Below are 18,079 nucleotides of genomic sequence, written 5' to 3'. Positions count from 1 at the left end.
GAAGCCCACCCTCGCGTCTCGACAACTGATTCCGCTGGTCGGCAAGGTCGGTGCCGCCCCTGTCCCTCTTCCCCGACTTCGCCCGTTCATGGACGGGCGGGTGCGGCGGTGGTCAGGAGCTCTTCGGCAGCTTCACCACGGAAACGAAGAAGTCGTCGATCTGCCGCACGGCGGCGATGAACTGGTCGAGGTCGACCGGCTTGGTGACATAGGCGTTGGCGTGGAGCTTGTAGCTGCGCAGGATGTCCTCCTCGGCGGAGGAGGTGGTGAGGACGACGACCGGGATGTGCGCCAGTTCGTCGTCCGACTTGATGCGCTCCAGCACCTGACGGCCGTCGTACTTGGGCAGGTTGAGGTCGAGCAGGATCAGGTCGGGCCGCGGCGCGTCCACGTACTGGTTGACGCGGTAGAGGAAGTCGAGGGCCTCCTCGCCGTCCCGTACGACGTGCAGGGCGTTGCGGATCTTGTTGTCCTCGAACGCCTCCCGGGTCATGAGCTCGTCGCCGGGGTCGTCCTCGACCAGCAGTACCTGAATGGGTTCGACGGGGCTGGTCACGTACGTGCTCCTTCGGCTGGGCGCGCTGTTTCGTCGACCCGGGGATCGGGTTCGGGCCGCGCCATGGGCAGGGTGAAGGACACGTCCGTGCCCTCGCCCGCGGCGCCGTCCAGGGTGATGGTGCCACCGTGATGCTCGACGATCTTCCGGCAGACGGCAAGCCCGATCCCGGTGCCGTCGTACTCGTCACGGCCGTGCAGCCGCTGGAAGATGACGAAGACCTTCTCCCTGAACTCGGCGTCGATGCCTATCCCGTTGTCGCGCACTCCCAGCCGCCACTGCCCGTCCGCCGCCTCGCAGTGGACGACGATCTCGGGTTGCCGCCCGGGGTCGCGGAACTTCACGGCGTTGCCGACCAGGTTCTGCCAGAGCATCGTGAGGGTGGTCGCGTCGCCCGTCACGGTGGGCAGCGGCCCCTCGCGCACCACGCGGGCGCCGGTCTCGTCCAGGGCCACGCTGAGGTTGCCCAGTGCCCGGTCCAGTACGTCGTCGAGCGCGACGGGCACCAGTTTCTCGCCCACGCGGCCGACCCTGGAGAAGGTCAGCAGGTCGTTGATGAGGGTCTGCATGCGCTTGGCACCGTCGACGGCGAAGTCGATGTACTGCTTCGCCCGGTCGTCCAGCCGGTCGCCGTAACGCTTCTCCAGGAGCTGGCAGAACGACGCGACCTTGCGCAGGGGTTCCTGCAGGTCGTGGGAGGCGACGTAGGCGAACTGCTCCAGTTCGGCGTTGGAGCGCTTCAGCTCCAGCGTCTGGCTGTCGAGCTCCGCGGTGCGTTCCTCGAGGAGGGTCTCGCGCGCCATGGAGGCGGAGAGTTCCTCGACGATGCGGCGGCGCATCTCCTCGACGGCCCGGGCCACCGACTCCAGGTCCCTGGGGCCGTGGAGCCGGATCGTCCGCTCGAAGGCTCCGCCGCTGACGTCGACCGAGGCGGCTTCGAGGGTCCTCAGCGGCCGTCCGACGATGCGGCGCAGCATCAGGGTCAGTGCCAGTCCGGCCGCGAGGAACGCGGCGAGTGTCCCGCCGAAGAACAGGTTGCGGGACTGCCGGCTCTCCTCCACCGAGGCGCGGGTCCGGTCGCGCACCTCACCGAGGTGCGTCTCCATGGTGGACAGCAGGTCGCGGGTCCGGTCGAACTGGGCCTTGCTCGCCTCCAGCCCGGGGACACCGCGTCCGCCGCCACGGACCGAGTCGATCAGGGGCCTGGCGTAGTCACGGCGCCACGCGTCCCCGGCCCGCTGGACGGCGCGCAGGTCGGCCGCGATCCGGGGCTGGTCGGTGAGCAGCGTGCTCAGACGGGCGCGCAGTGTCGCCTCGTCGCGTCCTCCGGACTCGTACGGCTCCAGGAAGCTGTCGTCCTTGCTCAGTACGTAGCCCCGTACGCCCGTCTCCTGGTCGACCAGCGAGGTCTCCAGCTGGAAGGCGGTGGAACGGGCGGGCTGGATGCGGTCGGTGAGCAGGTCGGTGCGGTCGTCGGCGCGGGCCTGGAGGACCCCGCCGGACACCGCGAAGACGATCACCAGGAGTACGTTGACGGCGAGGACGACATGGATCCAGCCCTGCACGGTCAGCCGGGCGACTCCGCCGGCCCTGCGCGGCGCGGCCTCGTCGGCGGGCTCCGGGTTCCTCGGGGTACGGGTCACGACCTGCCGTCCGTCGCCAGGTGCAGGACCGCCACGTCGTCGGCGAGGCCTCCGTGGAAGGTGCTCTGCGCGGCCACGTCCTCGACCACCGCGTCGACGAACGGGCGGCCGTGCAGATCCATGTGTTTCCTCGCCACCGCGAGCAGTCCTTCCTCGCCCAGCCGTTGGTCCGGGCCCACGACGCCCTCGAAGAGACCGTCGGTGAACAGTGTCACGGCGCTGATGTCGTGCGCGGGCAGCTCGGTCTCCGGCCAGTGCGCCCCGCCCGGGACCAGTCCCAGCGCGGGTCCCACCGGAGGCTCGAACAGTTCGATGCCGTGGGAGGTGCGGACGAGCAGGCCCGGATGTCCGGCACGGATCACGGTCAGCCGGCTGTGGTCCGGGGACAGCCGGAGGATCGTGAGGGTGGCGAAGATGTAGTCCTCGGCGCGTTCGGCCTCGAGGATCTCCTCCAGGAGACGGACCTGCGCCGGACCCACGCAGCCCGAGAGCACGGCGGCGCGCCAGGCCACCCGCAGACAGACCCCGAGAGCCGCCTCGGCGGCGCCGTGGCCGGACACGTCCCCGATCACCGCGTGGACCGTGCCGTCCTCGCTCTCGACGACGTCGAAGAAGTCGCCGCCCAGCAGGGCGTGGTCGCGTCCCGGGCTGTAGCGGGAGGCGACCTGGCAGCGGTCGCCGCGCAGCAGGGGCGTGGGCAGCAGCCCGCGCTCCAGCCGGGCGTTCTCCTGGGCCAGCAGCCTGCTCGCCTGGAGCTCGGCGCTGGAGCGCTCCACCTGCTTGCGCTGGAGGGCGTACCGGACGGCCCGGCTCAGCTCCTCCGGGTTCAGACCGTCCTTGGAGAGGAAGTCCTGGGCTCCCTCCGCGACCGCGGCGAGGCCCGCCTCGTTCTCGGCGAGTCCGGTGAGCACGACCACGGCCGCGTCCGGTGAGGCGTCCCGGACCAGGCGTACCGCGCTCAGTCCGTGGGTGTCAGGCAGGTGCAGGTCCAGCAGCACGCACACCGCGTGCTTGGAGGATTCCAGGAACGCGCGCGCCTCGGCGAGGGACTTGCACCAGGTGACGTCCATCGGCAGACCGCTGTCGGCCAGAACTTCCCGCACCAGCAGGGCGTCGCCGGCGTCGTCCTCGACGAGCAGCAGCGCCGCGGCGGCGTCCAGGCCCCAGCGGGGGTCGGAGCTGATCTGGTGCGGTACCGCGGTACGTTCACCGATCCGCGGCAGGGGATCCGCCACGTTCGTCCCCCTTGAGTGACCGACGCCGACCATCGACTGTGGCGAGCCTACTGGTATCCCGTCCCGGTTCGTGCCTCGGGCGGTCGGCTCGGCGGCCCCACGGCCTGTCGGACCGTCGCACCCGCTCCGTTCCCGCCGCGCGGGCGGCCGGGTCAACGGCGCAGGTCGAGCTGTGCCTTGACGCACTTGCCGACCGGAACGCGCCCGACGGTCACCTCCGTCGCCAGCGCGTGGACGATCTCCAGTCCGTGCCGCCCGATGCGCTGCGGATCACGCGGGTAGCGCCGCGGCAGGGTGGCGCTGCTGTCGTAGACGGTGACGGTGACGGAGACGTCGGTCCCCTCCAGCTCCAGGATGTACGGCCCGTGGCTGTGCCGGTCCGCGTTGGTGACCAGTTCGCTCACCACGAGCAGGAGGTCGCCGTCGGCCCGGGCGTCGATCTCGGCGCACCACTCCGACCGGAGCTGTTCGAGGAACAGCTCCGCGAAGGCGCGCGCGTCGGCGATGCACCCCGGTTCGCCGGTGTAGTGCGCCGCCCGCCGGAGCGGGTCCACGGGCACGTCGAAGCCAGGCGGTATCACTGCTCCGTCCAAGTGCTCGATCATGTGGTTCTCTCTCGGATGCCGATATGTCCGCCGGCCGCGCGTCCGGACGCCGCCGCACAGGAGCGCATACCCCGTGGCGCCCTCCGCACTCACCCCGATGCTCCCGCGCCGCGCACCGCGTCCGGGGCCCGCGCCGCGGACCGCCGTCGCCCCCTTCGGCACACGATCCCCACACCGTACCGGTGTCATACCGGCGCGAAGGGGCAGGGCCAACATTCGGAGGGACTGACGGGTCACCGAGTCTCCGGTACGAGCAAAGGGTGCGGACGGATGGATGGACAGACCCCCGAGGGACGGGACGGCGGGCCGCCCCGGGGACGGCACGACGGCTCCCCGCGGGGGACGGACGAGGACACGGGCTCGCCCCGCGGTCCGGACGCGGAGCCGGGCGGGGGTCCTCCCGGCGGACCGGGGAGCGACGGAAGTCACGGCGGCGGGAAACGCGGTGGAGCGCACGACGAAGGGGAGGGCGGAGGACCGTTCCGGGGACCGGACGAGATCTTCCTCCCGGTCCGGGACGAGAGCACCGTGCCGGTTGCGGAAGAGGGCCTCCTCCGGCCCGCTCCGGACGAGAGCTTCCTTCCCACACCGGGGGGACACCTGCCCCTGACCGCGGACGGGCGTTTCCCGCCGACAGTCGGCGAGAGCTCCGTGCCGGGCAGCGACGGACGCCTCTCCCGGACCGCGGACGAGGACTCCCCGCCGGCTCCGGACGGGAGCTTCCTTCCCGGTCCGGACGGCCGGGCCCCGCGGGTGCCCGCGGCGGACACCGCACCGCCCCGGGTCCGGGACGACGTACTGCTCCGCGCGGCCGACCAGCTCGCGGCCGTGGCCGAGATCCTGGTCTCCGTGTCCGCCCGTACGGCGGTCGCCGTCGACGGCCGGCTGTCGCCCTCGCTGCTGCGTGCGCTGTCCCTGGTCGGCGCGTCGCCCGGGCTGAGCCTCGCCGCGCTCGCCGACCGGGCGCGGATCAGCCGCTCCCGGGCCAGCAGGGTGTGCGACACGCTTGAGGACGCGGGGCTGCTGGCCCGCGTGCCCCTTGCCGCGGACCGCAGGGGCGTCGGCCTGAGCCTGACGCGGCACGGCCGGTCCGTGCTCGGCCGGGTGCGCGAGCGGCGCGACGACTGGATCCGGAACGCCCTGCTGCGCATGCCGGACGGCGATCTGGACGGCCTGCTGAGCGCGCTGCGCTCGCTCGGTCCGTCGCTGGCCGACGGGTATCAGGCCCTTCCCGGGCCCGGCCACTCCGTCTGACCCGCTCTCAGACCGCATCGCTCTCCAGCGCCTCGGCCACGGTACGGAAGACCGGCACCACCTCGGAGACCCCGGTCACACTCAGCACCCGTTCCAGGATCGGGGTGAGCGTGGCCAGTCTCAGCCGGTCGCCGAGGACGCCGTAGGCCCGCAGGACGACGTTGATCGTGGTCGAGTCCGCAAAGGTCAGCTCCGCCAGGTCCAGGACCACCGGCCCCGCGGGAGTGCGTGCCGCCGCGTCGAGGGCGCTGCTGAGCCCTCCCACGTTGTCGAGATCCGCCTCTCCGGCGACCGCTATCACGGTTCCCGGACCGACCTCGCGCGTCGACAGCGAGAGGACTGCCTGACCTGGACTCCGGCCTGAATGCACAGCGATCCTTCGGGATGTCGTCGGTACGTACGGGTACAGAGGGACACGTACGCGGGGTGGAACGCCCGCAGCGCCGCACGGAAGCCGCGCCGGGTCCCACCGTATCCGATCGTTGTCATTTGACAACAATTGCTGTCAGGCAACAATCTGGTTCCCCTGTGACCCAGAGTCAGACATCCCTGGGGGCTGTTTGTCGCGGTGGAGGGACCTCAATGGAGCAGGCCGGTACGCAAGGGAACCTATCCGGTACCGGTCGCGCGCCCCGGCTCCCGGTCGGAGCCGGAGCCGCCGCCCCGCTCGTCGAGCTGCTCCAGCGCGGTCGCCCGGAACGCTTCGAGCCCCTCGGTGAGCCGGGCGACGTCCGCGGACGACATCTGCTCCAGGACGGCGCGCACCTCGCGGGCGCGATGGTCACGGAGTTCGCGCAGCACCTGCTCCCCGAGCGGGCTCAGCACGACCTCGACCTCGCGCCTGCTCGTCGTGCTCGGCGCCCTGCGGATCAGCCCGACTGCCTCCATCCGGTCACACAGACGGCTGACGGAGGAGGGACGCGAGGCCAGGGCGTCACCGAGCGAGCGAAGATTCATCGAACCGCCCTGCTCGATCACGATCAGGGCCCGTAGCTGGGAGGGCGGCACCGGGCCGGACGGCGCGGCCTCCTGCCCTCGGCCCCACAGAAGTTCGAGAAGTTCCGCGACGGCGTCCAGCGTTTGCGCGGCATCGTCTCGGGACACGGGTGGACGGATCGAGCGCGGCACCGAACCACCTTGTCATCTCCTGCTGGGCTTCGCCAGCCATGCCGGGCCGTCCGGCCGGTCTCAGCACCGGCCGGGGTGGACCGACAGGACCATCCGTACGACTACCGCACGAGAACCGCACGAGAAAGCCACCACGACCGTGACCTCTGTGAACGACGTCGACCGAGCCCTGCGCGCGACACCTCCGCACGCGCTGCTCGGCACCCTGCGCACTCTCCTGACGGACGCCTGGGGAGCGACCGGCGCCGATCTCCTCATGGCGGACTACGGGCTGACCGTGCTCCAGCCGGTCGAGGCACCCGACGACCCCTCGCGTTCCGTCTCCCTGTACAACAGCCCCGAGGGCCGCGCGTTCGGCAGCCAGGAGCCGCACGAGGAGCACCCGCGGCACGGGGAGCACGTACGTCTCCATCTGCCGGTCACCGCCCGCGGCGAGCGCCTCGGTGTGCTCACCGTGCGGCTGCCGCCGGAATCCGTGGGCGCCGAGGTGACCCAGCAGCTCGCCCAGGTGGCCGAGCTGCTGGGCCACGAGATCGTCGTGGCCGAACGCGACACCGACGTCTACCGGCAGGCGCGCCGGGTCGGCCGGCTGACCCTGGCCGCCGAGATGCAGTGGGAGCTTCTGCCCGGCCGGGCCAGCACCCGCGAGGAGTTCTCCATCGGCGCGCAGCTGGAGCCCGCCTACGCGGTGCGTGGGGACAACTTCGACTGGTCCTCGGACGCCGAGCGGCTCTCCCTGTCGATCCTCAACGGCATGGGGGACGGCATCAACGCCTCCCTGCTGACGCTCCTCGCCGTCGGCTCCCTGCGCAACGCCCGGCGGGCCGGGGTGCCGGTCGCCGACCAGGCCAGACTCGCCGACCAGGCGATCTACGCGCAGTACCACGGCGACCAGCACGTCTCGGCGCTGCTCCTCTCCTTCGACCTGGCCACCGGACGGGTGCTCGCCGTGGACGCGGGCTCGCCTCGGCTGTGGCGCAGGCGCGGCACGAGCGTGGAACGGATCGAGTTCGAGGCACAGCTGCCGCTCGGCATGTTCGAGGAGTCCGACTATCTGCCGCAGGAGTTCGACGTCCTGCCCGGCGACCGGCTCCTGGTCGTCAGCGACGGTGTCTACGACGCCCTGTCCCCGCTCGGGGAGGCCTTCGGGGAACGGGCGCTGGCCCGGGCGGTGACCGCCACGGCGCTGCTCCCCGCGGCCGACGTGCCGCGCGCCGTTCTCGACGAGCTGGCCGCCTACCGCGTCACCGAGCCGCTGGACGACGCGCTGATCGTCTGCCTCGACTGGTCCGGGAGAAGGCGCGGGGAGAACGGGCCGCAGGCGGACTGAGCGGGGGGCCGTCCTCGCGCCCGGTGCGGGGCACGCCGTCCGGCGGGACCCCGGGGAGGGCATTGTCCAGCCCTCCCGGGGAACCCGGACGGAGCCGGATCCGGTCGACCGCGATCGCGACCGGGCGGGAAGTCCGGAGGTGGACGGTGATCTGGTGGATGTGGCCGGTCGTCGTGGTCGCGGCCCTGGCGTTGCTGGGCGGGGTGGTGGTCTGGGTGCAGTCGCGCCGGCGCTCGGGGACGGTCATCGCCGTGCAGCGCGGGCGGCGGTTCGGGAAGCGGGACGTGCGATGAGCGAGCTGACGGCCGCGCGCAGCCTGGGCGGACGACCGGTGGTCACCCTGGGGGGTGACGTGGTGGCGCAGATCAAGGACACCGTCTTCGACGGGCCCGCGGGACGCGTCACCGGATTCACGCTCAGCGGCCGGGGGTTGCTGGCCGGCCCCCTGAAGCAGAGTCTGCCGTGGAGCGCGGTGCACTCGGTGGGCCACGACGCCGTGATGGTGCGCGGGCGTGAGGTCCTCGCCGAGCCGGCCGCGGTGGTCGCGCGGGGCGAGGCCGCCCACGGCCGGGTGGTGGGCGCCAAGGTGCTCACGGACGCGGGCGCGGAGGTCGGCACGGTACTGGACCTCGTCGTGGAGGCGGGCGTCAGCGGGCGGGTGGTGGGGTTCCGGATCGCCGCGCGCGAGACGCGGGTGTCCGGTTCGCGACGTCGGCGCCGCAAGGTGTTCGTCCCCCGGGGCGAGACCCTCGCCGTGTCCGGGCAGGCGCTCGTCATTCCCGCGGACGCGACCCGGTTCGTCGCCGACGACCTGGCCGGTTTCGCGGCCCAGGTCGACGCGTTCCGCGCGACGGGAGAGACGCCGTGACCCTGTTCTCCGAGATCAACGGCCTGCCGGTGGTCACCCTCGGCGAGGCGGCCCGGATCGGTGTGGTGAAGTCGCTCACAATCGACGCCGGGACCGGGCGGGTCACCCGGCTGCGGATCGCGCGGGCGCCCGGGCGCAAGGAGACCTCACTCGCCTGGGACGTCCTGCACGCGGTCGGCCCCGACGCGGTGCTGGTCCCTTCGGAGACGGTCCTGGACGCCGTCCCGCCGGAGTCCCCGCCGCATCGTGAGGCGCTCGGCGCGCGGGTCCTGACCGAGAACGGCGACGGACGCGGGACCGTGCGCGACATCGCCTTCGACCCCGCCGACGGACGGATCGAGGAGATCCTCACGACCTCGGGATCGTTCCCCGGCGACCTGCTGATCGGGCTCGGGGACTACGCCCTCGTCGTACGCGCGGGCTGAGCCCCGCCGGCCGGACACCGGGGCTCCGCCGAGGTCCGCGGCCGTACCGCGATCCGTACCGAGGGGGGCGCCGGGCCTGGTCCGGGGCGGTGACGACGTGGTGCCGCGGATCGTCCCGGGGCCGGTTGCGCGCCCGCCCGTATCGGGGCCGGTGCCACGTCGCCGCGGATGCCGTACGGGCGGACGCCGTGCGGGGCGGCGTGGTCGCCGTACGAAGGCCGGTACCCACCGCGTCCGGGCGGGCCCCGGGGCAGTGTCGGGCGGAGGAAGGGGCGGCACCGGACGTCGTGGGGGCGAAGCAGGACGCGGTCCCCGGTGCGGCCCGTCGCGGCCTGCCCGCCGGCGCCGTGCGGTCAGGCGGCGGAGGTGCCGAGCACGGCCGCGGTGCGCTGCATGCGCAGCGCGTCGACGGACTCGGCGAGCAGCTCGTACTCGGTGGTGTCGTCGCTCGTGGCGATCCGGACGAGCTTCCCGGCGGCCAGCTCCTCGGCGACGAGCTCCTGCTGGCCGGTGTCCCCGCACCACGCGCGCAGCATGCTGGGCACGTCCGGCACGGTGTCCGAGACCGGGGCGATCGAGTTCGGCGGGAAGGTGGGGTCGTCCGGCTGCGGGTCGAGCCGTTCGGCCATCCAGGAGGCGCGGTCGCGCATCCACCACAGGGCCAGCGCCAGGGTGGGCGCGCGGTACGTTCCCAGGGGGACGCCGACGCGTCTTCCCCCGCACACTCCGTACGCGGTGACGTGGCACAGGAATTCGTCGTGCACGATCACTCCCCCATTGCAACGCTCGCTGCCGGGCCGGCCTCACTTTCCTTGCGGCTCGTTCACTGCACACGGCTCGTCCGCGGTCGACGGTCGTACCGGGCACCGGTGGTACACGTGGTACACAGTGGTGCTGCGCCAGGGCGTGGCTGAATCGCCCTCCTCATCGAGTATCGCCACTCCTGACACTCTGTCACCATGTGATTCCAGCCAGTCTCTTGGCATATTCATCCGACCCTTTGGCCGAAACGCGACCGATCGTCCCTACCCGGGAGGTAATCGACGCCGCCAGGGGCCGCGGGGCATCGTCGTGGCACCGGATGACGGCGCGCAGGCGCACCCCGCATCCGGTCCGCGACCCCGTCATCGGAGGCTGATCGACCATGTCCGAGAACACCGACCGTCACGAGTCCGCCGTCGCCCGCTACCTGGAGGCCTGGAACGAGGGTGAGCCGGACGCGCTCGCCAAGGCGGTCGCCGTCGCCTGGAGCCCCGACGGCGGCTACACCGACCCGCTGGCCGAGGTGCGCGGGCACGAGGGGATCGCCGCTGTGATCGCGGCGGCGCACGCGCGGTTCCCGGGGTTCTTCTTCCGGCTCACGGGTACGGTCGACGGCCACCACGACACCGCCCGGTTCGGCTGGGAGCTGGTCGACGGCGCGGACGGGTCGGCGCCGGTCGCCGGATTCGACGTGATCACGCTGGCCGAGGACGGCCGCATCCGCGACGTGTACGGGTTCCTGGACCGCGTACCGGCCCCGGCCGGTGACTCCCCTCTCGGTTGACGCGGGATCCGCTCCGGGCTGTCACGGGTCCCCGTCCCCCTTCCGGCCGCTCGGGCCCGCGACGGTCCGGCGGGGCGGCCGGCGGGGAGGAGGCCCACCGGGTCGCGGTCGGCCCGGCGGGCGTCAGCCCGTCAGGGCCGCCCGGGCGGCCTCCCGGTAGCGCCGCGGAGCCACCCCGGTCGTCCGCTTGAAGGCGTTGCTGAAGGCGCTCTCGGAGGTGTAGCCCACCTTCTGCGCCAGGGCCGACACGGACGTCTCCCCGTCCCGCAGCGCGCGCCGGGCCAGACTCATGCGCCAGTCCAGCAGGTAGGCCAGGGGCGGCACGCCGACCACCGACCGGAACCGCTGGGCGAAGCTGGTGCGGGACATGGCCGCCGCCCTGGCCAGTTCCTCCAGCCGCCAGGGACGGCCCGGATCGGCGTGCATGAGACGCAGCGCCGGGGAGATGCGTTCGTCGGCGAAGGCCCTCAGACGTCCGGCGGGCAGCGCGTCGGCGTCCGCGAGACAGGCGCGCAGCACCTGGACGAACATCAGCTGGGCGAGCTGGTCGGCGGCGAAGTCGGCACCCGCCCGGCCGGCCGTGAGTTCACGCAGCAACTGATCGAGCAGCCACCGCAGCACCGGGGCCTCCTCCGCGGCGGCCCGCACATGCAGCAGCGGCGGAAGGGCGTGCAGCAGCAACTCCTCCCCCGCCCGGCCCAGTTCGACATGGCCACCGACAGAGACGACGTCCTCGCCGGCGCCGTGGTGGATCATCGGCCCGGCGGTGTCGGCGAAGAGCGTCGTCGCGTCCACCGGGTCCGGCGCGGGATCGCTCGCGACCACGATCGCCCGGCTGCCGTCGAACACGGCCACATCGCCGCGCTCCAGCCGGACGGCGTCCGGCAGCCCCTCGACCGCCACCCACATGCTTCCCCTCACCACCGCGGTGATCTTGAGCCGGTCCGGCCGGGGGAAGCGCAGCGCCCAGTCGCCCCCGGCGGTGAATCCGCCGGAGACGACACAGCGGGCGTCCATCAGGCCGAGGGTGTCGGAGAGCGGGTCGAAGGGCATGTCCGTACTATCGCGCAAGTCATGCGCACTCTCAAGCATTCATCGTACGGACGTCCGGTCCTACGGTGGTCGGGAAGGCACACACGAGGAGATGCGAACCATGCCCACCACCGTCCAAGAACCCCTGCGCTCCGGCTTCGACGCCGCCTCCACCGCGGAGGACGTCGTCAGGGGAATCGATCTCACCGGCAAGGTCGCCGTCGTCACCGGGGGCTACTCCGGCATCGGTCTGGAGACCGCGCGCGTCCTGCGGGCCGCAGGTGCCGAGGTCGTCGTGCCGGCCCGCGACACCGGGAGGGCCGAGGCCGCGCTGAAGGGGATCGACGGCGTCGGGATCGAGGCCATGGATCTGCTCGATCCCGCCTCGGTCGACGCCTTCGCCGAGAACTTCCTCGCGTCCGGCCGCCCGCTGCACATCCTCGTGAACAGCGCGGGCGTCATGGCGACCCCGCTGACCCGGGACGCCCGGGGGTACGAGGTCCAGTTCGCCACGAACCACCTCGGCCACTTCCAGCTGGCGGCGCGTCTGCGGCCCGCCTTGCGCCGGGCGCAGGGGGCCCGGGTCGTATCGGTGTCCTCCTGGGGCCACCGGTTCTCGCCCGTCCGCTTCGACGACCCACACTTCGAGCACAGCGCGTACGACCGGTGGGTCGCCTACGGACAGTCGAAGACGGCCAACATCCTCTTCGCGGTCGCGCTCGACGAGCGGGGCAGGGCGGACGGCATCCGTGCCTACTCCCTGCACCCGGGCAGCATCGTCGACACCAACTTGAAGAAGTACCTCGCCGAGGAGGACCTGAAGGCGGCCGGCGTCCACGACGCGGACGGCCGGACGGTCCTGGATCCGACGCGGCAGCTCAAGACCGTGGAGCAGGGGGCGGCCACCAGCGTGTGGTGCGCGACCAGCCCCCTGCTGGCCGGGAAGGGTGGTGTCTACTGCGAGAACAACGACATCGCGCCCCCGATGTCGGCGGCGGAGGGCCGTGAGTGGACGCTCACGACCCGGACGCCGAAGCCCGGCGTGCTTGCCTACGCCCTCGATCCGGAGGCGGCCGACCGGCTGTGGGAACTCAGCGAGCGCCTCACGGCCTGACCGGCCGGACCCGGGACCCGGCAGGTGCGCGTCACGCCCTGATGATCGCGTCGATCCGGGCCAGCTCCTCCTCGTCGAAGTCCAGCGCGTGGGTGGCCGTCACGCTGTCCTCCAGCTGCTGGGTGCTGCTTGCGCCGATGAGCGCGGAGGTCACCCGGCCGCCGCGCAGCACCCAGGCCAGGGCCATCTGCGCGAGGGACTGACCGCGGGCCTCGGCGATCCCGGCGAGGGCGCGCAGCTGTTCCACGAGGTCCTCGGTGACCGTGTCCGCGCTCAGGAAGGGGCTGTCGCTCGCGGCCCGCGACCCTTCCGGGATGCCGTCGAGGTAGCGGCTGGTGAGCAGCCCCTGCTCCAGCGGGGAGTAGGCGATGGAGCCGACCCGCAGCTCGTCCAGTGTGTCCAGCAGCCCGTCCTCGGGGCGGCGGTCGAGCATCGAGTAGCGCGGCTGGTGGATGAGGAGCGGGGTGCCCAGCTCACCGAGGATGCGGGCGGCCTCCCGGGTCTCCTCCGGCGAGTAGTTGGACACGCCGACGTACAGCGCCTTGCCCTGCTGGACCGCCGAGTGCAGGGCCCCCATCGTCTCCTCGAAGGGGGTCTCCGGGTCGGGGCGGTGCGAGTAGAAGATGTCCACGTAGTCGAGGCCCATCCGGGCCAGGCTCTGGTCCAGCGAGGACAGCAGGTACTTGCGCGAGCCCCATTCGCCGTACGGGCCCGGCCACATCAGGTATCCGGCCTTGGTCGAGATGACCAGTTCGTCGCGGTAGGGCGCGAAGTCGGCCTTCAGGGCCTCACCGAGCGCCGATTCGGCGGCACCGGGCGGCGGCCCGTAGTTGTTGGCCAGGTCGAAGTGGGTCACACCCAGGTCGAACGCGCGGCGCAGGATCGCCCGCTGGGTCTCCGCCGGCCGGTCGGGGCCGAAGTTGTGCCACAGACCGAGGGACAGCGCGGGCAGTTTCAGGCCGCTGCGTCCGGTGCGCCGGTAGGGCATGTCCGCGTAACGGTCGGGGTGTGCGGTGTACAACGCGTGCTCCTGGAAGGCCGGGAAAACAGATCCCCACTCTCGCGCGCGCACGGTGCAGAGGTCCAACGGGAGAATCGGATCGGATTGAGCGACGGGGACGCTCAATCAGCCAGTACGCTTGTCCCCCATGGAACTGCGCCATCTCCAGCACTTCGTCGCCGTCGCGGAGGACCAGCACTTCACCCGTGCGGCCGAGCGTCTGATGGTGTCGCAGTCGGGTCTGTCGTCCTCGATCCGCGCGCTGGAACGGGAGCTCCAGGCCCCCCTGTTCGTCCGCACCACCCGCCGGGTCACGCTCACGGAGGCCGGCCGCGCCCTGCTCGGGGAGGCGGAGCGGGTGCTGGCCCAGGTCCGCGCGGCCCACGACGCCGTCGCGGCCGTCCAGGGGCTGCTGCGCGGCACGCTCTCGCTGGGCACCGAACAGTGCATCGCCGGAGTGCACGTGGCCAAGCTGCTCACCGCGTTCCGGCGGCGCCATCCCGACGTGGAGATCCGCTTGCGGCAGGCGGGCTCCGGCGCGCTCGCCGAGGAGGTCGCGGCCGGGCGGCTCGACCTGGCCTTCGGGGTGAAGACACAGCCGGACGGCGACCAGCTGCGCTCCGTCCCGCTGACGAGCGAGCCCATGACGGTGCTCTGCCATCCGACCCACCATCTCGCGGCCTCCGCCGTGGTCACCCCGGAGGAACTGGGAGGCGAGGCCTTCGTCGACTTCCACCCCGACTGGGGGCCGCGCCGCATCACCGACGCGGCCTTCGCCGCGGCGGGCGTCCGGCGGACCGTGACCCTGGAGGTCAGCGACGTGCACAGTCTCCTGGAGCTCGTCGACGAGGGCCTCGGGATCGCCGTCGTGCCACGGCACTTCGGTCTCAAGCGCCAGGCCGGCGGCCTCACCTCGCTGCCGCTGAAGGGCGCGGGCGACGCACCGTACGAGACGGTCGCCATGCTGCCGACGCCGGACGCCACCAGCCCGGCGGCCCGCGCCCTGATGCTCCTGCTCGACACCTCCGCCACCTCCGAGCAGGAGCACTGACGGCCCGGCAGCGGCACCCCACCGGGCGCGAACCGGCACCGCCGGGCGAGAACCGGCACGGCCTGACGCATGCTGACAGACTGACGCCGACCCACGAGCACGGGCCGTGAGCGGCGCGGCCCCTCTCGTACTCCTCCGTACCACCGTCCCCCCGGCCCCCGTCATGCCGTTCACGCGCGTGTGGCATCCCGGAGCGGGGGCAACCGGACTCCGGGAGGTCTACATGAACGCGAGTACGACGACACGGACCGGAGGCGTCCAGGCCCGGCGCGCGGCGCGGGGCCCGGTGACCGAGTACGCCGCCAGGGCCGGCCTGGCCGCGCGGGGCGTGATCTATCTGCTGGTCGGTGTCCTGGCGCTGCAGATCGCCTTCGGGGACGGCGGCAAACAGGCGGACCGCGGCGGCGCGCTCGCGGAGATCGCGCAGAAGCCCTTCGGCGCCGTGCTGCTGTGGGCGCTGGGGCTCGGGCTGGTGGGCATGGCGCTGTGGCGTCTGTCGGAGGTGGTCTTCGGGGCGGCCGGAGCGGACGGCGGCGACGTCAAGAAGCGGCTGACGGCCGCCGCCCGGTGCGTCTTCTACTCCTTCGTCGCCTACTCCGTACTGTCGTTCGCGGTGGGCTCGCGCGGCAGCGGGAGCGGATCCAGCGACCGGCAGTCGCAGGACGTGACCGCGAAGGTGCTGGGCCTGCCCGCGGGACAGTGGATCGTGGGCGTGGCGGGCGCGGGCATCGTGGCGGCGGGCGTGTGGATCGGCACCCGGGCCGTGCTGCGCAAGTACCACAAGAAGATGAAGCTCGGCGAGATGTCGGCGCGGACCCGGCGGCTGGTGGACGTCACCGGCGTGGGCGGCGGCGCGGCGCGCGGGCTGGTGTTCGCGGTGGCGGGGGGCTTCGCGATCCGCGCGGCCGTCGAGTTCGAACCCGACAAGGCCAAGGGGATGGACAACACGATCCGCTCGTTCGCCGACACCCCGGCGGGACCGTGGCTGCTGGTGTGCGTCGCCGCCGGACTCGTCCTCTTCGGCCTGTTCTCCTTCGCCATGGCCCGCTGGCGCAGGATCTGAGACGGGCGGTCCTTGTCGGTACGGGCAGGTGCGCGGGGCTCGCGCGCCTGCCCTCCGGCGTCTCAGGGGTCACGGCGCCGTGCGCGCCCGGAAACCGGTTTCCGGGCGCAGGGGAGGGCGGTATGCGCGAGGGTGGACCCATGCATGCGAAGGACATCCTCATCGACGCGTTCGGCCGTATCCAGGAAGACGTCCACGCCGCGGTCGAGGGGCTCCCCCCGGAGATCCTCGACGCGCGTCCCAACGACAGCGTCAACTCCGTGTCATGGCTGGTCTGGCACCTCAGCCGGGTCCAGGACGACCATGTCGCCGCGGCCGCCGGGCTCGACCAGGTCTGGCTGACGCAGGGCTGGGAGAAGCGGTTCGGGCTCGGCCTGCCCCGCGAGGACACGGGGTACGGGCACAGCCCCCGGAAGGTGGCCGCGGTCCGCGTGGAGTCGGGCGACCTGCTGCTCGGGTACTACGACGCCGTGCACGACCAGACCCTGGCGTTCCTGCGCGGGCTCACCGCCGGGGATCTCGACCGCGTCGTGGACGAGCGCTGGACCCCGGCGGTCACCCTCGGCGTCCGGCTGGTGAGCGTCCTGGCCGACGATCTGCAGCACGTCGGCCAGGCCGCCTATGTCCGGGGGCTCCTTCAGAGCGCCGCTTCGTAACCGGGCAGGACCACGTCACGGATCAGCGCGGTGCGCTCGCCGAAGGGGATGAACGCGCTCTTGAGGGCGTTCACGGTGACCGTGCGCAGATCCTCGACCGTCCAGCCGGCCTCCTCGACCAGCAGCGACATCTCGCGGGTCATCGTCGTACCCGAGACGAGCCGGTTGTCGGTGTTGAGGGTGACGCGGAAGCCGAGGTCGCGCAGGGCCGTGATGGGGTGCTCGGCGATCGACTTGGCCGCACCCGTCTGGAGGTTGGAGGTGGGGCACATCTCCAGGGCGACACGGCGGTCGCGCACCCAGCCCGCGAGGCGGCCGAGCTTGCCGTCGACGATGTCCTCGGTGATGCGGACACCGTGGCCGATGCGCTGGGCGCCGCAGACCTGGAGGGCCTGGTGGATGCTGGGCAGTCCGTGGGCCTCGCCTGCGTGGATGGTGAAGGGCACGCTCGCGGCGCGCAGGTACTCGAACGCCGCGAGGTGGTCGGCGGGCGGGAAACCGTCCTCGGCACCGGCGATGTCGAACCCGACGACCCCCGCGTCCCGGAACGACACCGCGAGACCGGCGATCTCACGGGTGCGGTCGAACATGCGCATCCCGCACAGCAGGGTGCCGACCCGGACCGGGGTGCCCGCGGCGGCGGCCTTGGCCATGCCGGCCGCCAGGCCCTCCTGCACGGTCTCGACGACCTCGGGCAGGCTCAGCCCGCCGTTCACCATCAGCTCGGGCGCGTAGCGCACCTCGCCGTAGACGACTCCGTCCGCGGCCAGGTCGAGGACGTACTCCTCGGCGGTGCGCAGCAGTCCCTCACGGGTCTGCATCACGGCGAGGGTGTGCTCGAAGGTGGCTATGTAGCGCACCAGGTCGCCGGAGTTGGCGGCCTCGTAGTACCAGGCGGCGAGCGCGTCCGGGTCGGTGGTGGGCAGCGTGTGGCCGACGGTCGCGGCGAGTTCCACGAGGGTCGCCGGGCGCAGACCGCCGTCGAGGTGGTCGTGCAGCACGGCCTTGGGGAGACGGCGGACGGTGTCGATGTCGATACGGGGCACGGTCATGCTCTTCTGTTTCCTCGGCAGGTCGGTTCTCGGGGTGCGGCGCGGCGCGGACGCCATGGGATGTCACGCGCGGACCAGGTGGCAGGGCGTCGCGCGGCGGGGGTGCGGACGGGCGCGGTCCCGTGCGGCTACGTGGCGGGCTGGAGGAGGTCCCAGCGGTTTCCGTACAGGTCCTGGAAGACGGCGACCGAACCGTACGGCTCGTGGCGCGCTTCCTCCAGGAAGGTCACGCCGGCGGCACGCATCCGGGCGTGGTCGCGGGTGAAATCGTCGGTGTGGAGGAAGAAGCCCACGCGCCCCCCGGTCTGGTCCCCGACCCGGGCACGCTGCGACTCGTTCTTGGCGCGGGCCAGGAGCAGTCCGCCGCCGCCCTCCGCGGCCGGCTCGACGACGACCCAGCGGGAACCGTCGGGCCGGGGCTCGTCCTCGGCCAGCCGGAATCCGAGCGCCTCGGTGTAGAAGCGGATCGCCTCGTCGTAGTCGTCGACGACGAGGGTGACCAGGGCGATGCGTCTCATCGG

At 72.4% G+C, this 18,079-nt stretch carries 21 protein-coding genes; 10 read left to right on the top strand and 11 right to left on the bottom strand.

All coding sequences use genetic code 11. The annotated features are described in order from the left end of the window. Positions 1 to 112: 112 nt before the first annotated feature. From OG776_RS37615 to OG776_RS37600, 4 genes are all read right to left on the bottom strand, one after another. Positions 113 to 556 (bottom strand): response regulator, encoded by a 444-nt coding sequence (locus OG776_RS37615; RefSeq protein ID WP_148008392.1) that lies wholly within the window; start codon positions 554 to 556, stop codon positions 113 to 115. Next, positions 553 to 2,199: a sensor histidine kinase gene (locus OG776_RS37610; protein ID WP_148008391.1), complete on the bottom strand. Its 1,647-nt coding sequence runs from the start codon at positions 2,197 to 2,199 to the stop codon at positions 553 to 555. The genes OG776_RS37615 and OG776_RS37610 overlap by 4 nt, the downstream gene beginning before the upstream one ends. Continuing rightward, on the bottom strand, positions 2,196 to 3,467 hold the full coding sequence (locus OG776_RS37605) for a PP2C family protein-serine/threonine phosphatase (protein WP_148008390.1): 1,272 nt from the start codon (positions 3,465 to 3,467) through the stop codon (positions 2,196 to 2,198). Before OG776_RS37605 ends, OG776_RS37610 begins: the two co-directional genes overlap by 4 nt. 119 nt (positions 3,468 to 3,586) lie before the next feature. Then, positions 3,587 to 4,039, bottom strand: coding sequence for an ATP-binding protein (locus OG776_RS37600; protein ID WP_148008389.1), 453 nt, complete (start codon positions 4,037 to 4,039; stop codon positions 3,587 to 3,589). Positions 4,040 to 4,567: 528 nt separating this feature from the next. Here OG776_RS37600 and OG776_RS37595 point away from each other — a divergent pair. Continuing rightward, positions 4,568 to 5,293: a MarR family winged helix-turn-helix transcriptional regulator gene (locus OG776_RS37595; RefSeq protein WP_329323319.1), complete on the top strand. Its 726-nt coding sequence runs from the start codon at positions 4,568 to 4,570 to the stop codon at positions 5,291 to 5,293. Positions 5,294 to 5,300: 7 nt separating this feature from the next. On the opposite strand, the gene OG776_RS37590 is transcribed toward OG776_RS37595, so the two are convergent. Together OG776_RS37590 and OG776_RS37585 are read right to left on the bottom strand one after the other, a co-directional pair. Next, entirely contained in the window at positions 5,301 to 5,594 is a 294-nt protein-coding gene (locus tag OG776_RS37590) for an STAS domain-containing protein (RefSeq protein ID WP_187285547.1), read from the bottom strand. Between the two features lie 308 nt (positions 5,595 to 5,902). Beyond that, positions 5,903 to 6,421, bottom strand: a complete 519-nt coding sequence (locus OG776_RS37585; RefSeq protein WP_148008387.1) for a MarR family winged helix-turn-helix transcriptional regulator — start codon at positions 6,419 to 6,421, stop codon at positions 5,903 to 5,905. Positions 6,422 to 6,560: 139 nt separating this feature from the next. On the opposite strand from OG776_RS37585, the gene OG776_RS37580 reads away from it, so the two are divergent. The 4 genes from OG776_RS37580 (at position 6,561) to OG776_RS37565 (ending at position 9,044) form a co-directional block, all read left to right on the top strand. Further along, positions 6,561 to 7,751, top strand: coding sequence for a PP2C family protein-serine/threonine phosphatase (locus OG776_RS37580; RefSeq protein ID WP_410093162.1), 1,191 nt, complete (start codon positions 6,561 to 6,563; stop codon positions 7,749 to 7,751). Between the two features lie 146 nt (positions 7,752 to 7,897). Then, complete coding sequence (locus tag OG776_RS37575; protein ID WP_187285546.1) at positions 7,898 to 8,044, top strand: hypothetical protein; 147 nt, start codon at positions 7,898 to 7,900, stop codon at positions 8,042 to 8,044. Continuing rightward, complete coding sequence (locus OG776_RS37570; protein ID WP_148008386.1) at positions 8,041 to 8,619, top strand: PRC-barrel domain-containing protein; 579 nt, start codon at positions 8,041 to 8,043, stop codon at positions 8,617 to 8,619. Before OG776_RS37575 ends, OG776_RS37570 begins: the two co-directional genes overlap by 4 nt. Further along, complete coding sequence (locus tag OG776_RS37565) at positions 8,616 to 9,044, top strand: PRC-barrel domain-containing protein (protein WP_148008385.1); 429 nt, start codon at positions 8,616 to 8,618, stop codon at positions 9,042 to 9,044. Before OG776_RS37570 ends, OG776_RS37565 begins: the two co-directional genes overlap by 4 nt. 353 nt (positions 9,045 to 9,397) lie before the next feature. Here OG776_RS37565 and OG776_RS37560 read toward each other — a convergent pair whose 3' ends face one another. Then, positions 9,398 to 9,808: a hypothetical protein gene (locus OG776_RS37560; protein ID WP_148008384.1), complete on the bottom strand. Its 411-nt coding sequence runs from the start codon at positions 9,806 to 9,808 to the stop codon at positions 9,398 to 9,400. A gap of 380 nt (positions 9,809 to 10,188) precedes the next feature. Here OG776_RS37560 and OG776_RS37555 point away from each other — a divergent pair, with 380 nt between their 5' ends. Next, positions 10,189 to 10,590, top strand: coding sequence for a nuclear transport factor 2 family protein (locus tag OG776_RS37555; RefSeq protein ID WP_148008383.1), 402 nt, complete (start codon positions 10,189 to 10,191; stop codon positions 10,588 to 10,590). 123 nt (positions 10,591 to 10,713) lie between these two features. On the opposite strand, the gene OG776_RS37550 is transcribed toward OG776_RS37555, so the two are convergent. Next, a complete protein-coding gene (locus OG776_RS37550; protein WP_148008382.1) occupies positions 10,714 to 11,643 on the bottom strand; it encodes an AraC family transcriptional regulator in 930 nt (309 codons plus the stop codon). A 100-nt stretch (positions 11,644 to 11,743) separates the two neighbouring features. On the opposite strand from OG776_RS37550, the gene OG776_RS37545 reads away from it, so the two are divergent. Then, positions 11,744 to 12,736, top strand: coding sequence for an oxidoreductase (locus tag OG776_RS37545; RefSeq protein WP_148008381.1), 993 nt, complete (start codon positions 11,744 to 11,746; stop codon positions 12,734 to 12,736). Between the two features lie 31 nt (positions 12,737 to 12,767). Here the strand turns inward: OG776_RS37545 and mgrA are convergent, their stop codons facing one another. After that, positions 12,768 to 13,757: an L-glyceraldehyde 3-phosphate reductase gene (gene mgrA / locus OG776_RS37540; protein WP_148008380.1), complete on the bottom strand. Its 990-nt coding sequence runs from the start codon at positions 13,755 to 13,757 to the stop codon at positions 12,768 to 12,770. Positions 13,758 to 13,884: 127 nt separating this feature from the next. On the opposite strand from mgrA, the gene OG776_RS37535 reads away from it, so the two are divergent. The 3 genes from OG776_RS37535 to OG776_RS37525 all read left to right on the top strand — a co-directional run bounded on the left by OG776_RS37535 (position 13,885) and on the right by OG776_RS37525 (position 16,506). After that, entirely contained in the window at positions 13,885 to 14,787 is a 903-nt protein-coding gene (locus tag OG776_RS37535; protein ID WP_148008379.1) for a LysR family transcriptional regulator, read from the top strand. A 223-nt stretch (positions 14,788 to 15,010) separates the two neighbouring features. After that, positions 15,011 to 15,850 carry a DUF1206 domain-containing protein gene (locus tag OG776_RS37530; RefSeq protein ID WP_148008378.1) on the top strand — a complete coding sequence of 280 codons (840 nt, stop codon included), beginning with the start codon at positions 15,011 to 15,013 and terminating at the stop codon, positions 15,848 to 15,850. 140 nt (positions 15,851 to 15,990) lie between these two features. Further along, positions 15,991 to 16,506: a mycothiol transferase gene (locus OG776_RS37525; RefSeq protein WP_148008377.1), complete on the top strand. Its 516-nt coding sequence runs from the start codon at positions 15,991 to 15,993 to the stop codon at positions 16,504 to 16,506. Here the strand turns inward: OG776_RS37525 and OG776_RS37520 are convergent. Both OG776_RS37520 and OG776_RS37515 read right to left on the bottom strand, forming a co-directional pair. Then, complete coding sequence (locus OG776_RS37520; RefSeq protein ID WP_148008376.1) at positions 16,488 to 17,558, bottom strand: adenosine deaminase; 1,071 nt, start codon at positions 17,556 to 17,558, stop codon at positions 16,488 to 16,490. The genes OG776_RS37525 and OG776_RS37520 overlap by 19 nt on opposite strands. A gap of 128 nt (positions 17,559 to 17,686) precedes the next feature. After that, complete coding sequence (locus OG776_RS37515) at positions 17,687 to 18,076, bottom strand: VOC family protein (RefSeq protein WP_148008375.1); 390 nt, start codon at positions 18,074 to 18,076, stop codon at positions 17,687 to 17,689. Positions 18,077 to 18,079: the final 3 nt, after the last annotated feature.

The organism is Streptomyces sp. NBC_01689 (assembly GCF_036250675.1).
Classification (GTDB): Bacteria; Actinomycetota; Actinomycetes; order Streptomycetales; family Streptomycetaceae; genus Streptomyces.
The sequence above is the reverse complement of the archived record's forward strand: the minus strand, read 5'-3'. Positions and strand labels throughout refer to the sequence as shown.

Coding starts and splice junctions, on each gene's coding strand:
- OG776_RS37605 (WP_148008390.1), bottom strand. CDS start 3,467: ATGGTCGGCGTCGGTCACTCAAGGGGGACGAACGTGGCGGATCCCCTG.
- OG776_RS37600 (WP_148008389.1), bottom strand. CDS start 4,039: ATGATCGAGCACTTGGACGGAGCAGTGATACCGCCTGGCTTCGACGTG.
- OG776_RS37570 (WP_148008386.1), top strand. CDS start 8,041: ATGAGCGAGCTGACGGCCGCGCGCAGCCTGGGCGGACGACCGGTGGTC.
- OG776_RS37555 (WP_148008383.1), top strand. CDS start 10,189: ATGTCCGAGAACACCGACCGTCACGAGTCCGCCGTCGCCCGCTACCTG.
- OG776_RS37550 (WP_148008382.1), bottom strand. CDS start 11,643: ATGCCCTTCGACCCGCTCTCCGACACCCTCGGCCTGATGGACGCCCGC.
- OG776_RS37545 (WP_148008381.1), top strand. CDS start 11,744: ATGCCCACCACCGTCCAAGAACCCCTGCGCTCCGGCTTCGACGCCGCC.
- OG776_RS37535 (WP_148008379.1), top strand. CDS start 13,885: ATGGAACTGCGCCATCTCCAGCACTTCGTCGCCGTCGCGGAGGACCAG.
- OG776_RS37530 (WP_148008378.1), top strand. CDS start 15,011: ATGAACGCGAGTACGACGACACGGACCGGAGGCGTCCAGGCCCGGCGC.
- OG776_RS37525 (WP_148008377.1), top strand. CDS start 15,991: ATGCATGCGAAGGACATCCTCATCGACGCGTTCGGCCGTATCCAGGAA.
- OG776_RS37520 (WP_148008376.1), bottom strand. CDS start 17,558: ATGACCGTGCCCCGTATCGACATCGACACCGTCCGCCGTCTCCCCAAG.
- OG776_RS37515 (WP_148008375.1), bottom strand. CDS start 18,076: ATGAGACGCATCGCCCTGGTCACCCTCGTCGTCGACGACTACGACGAG.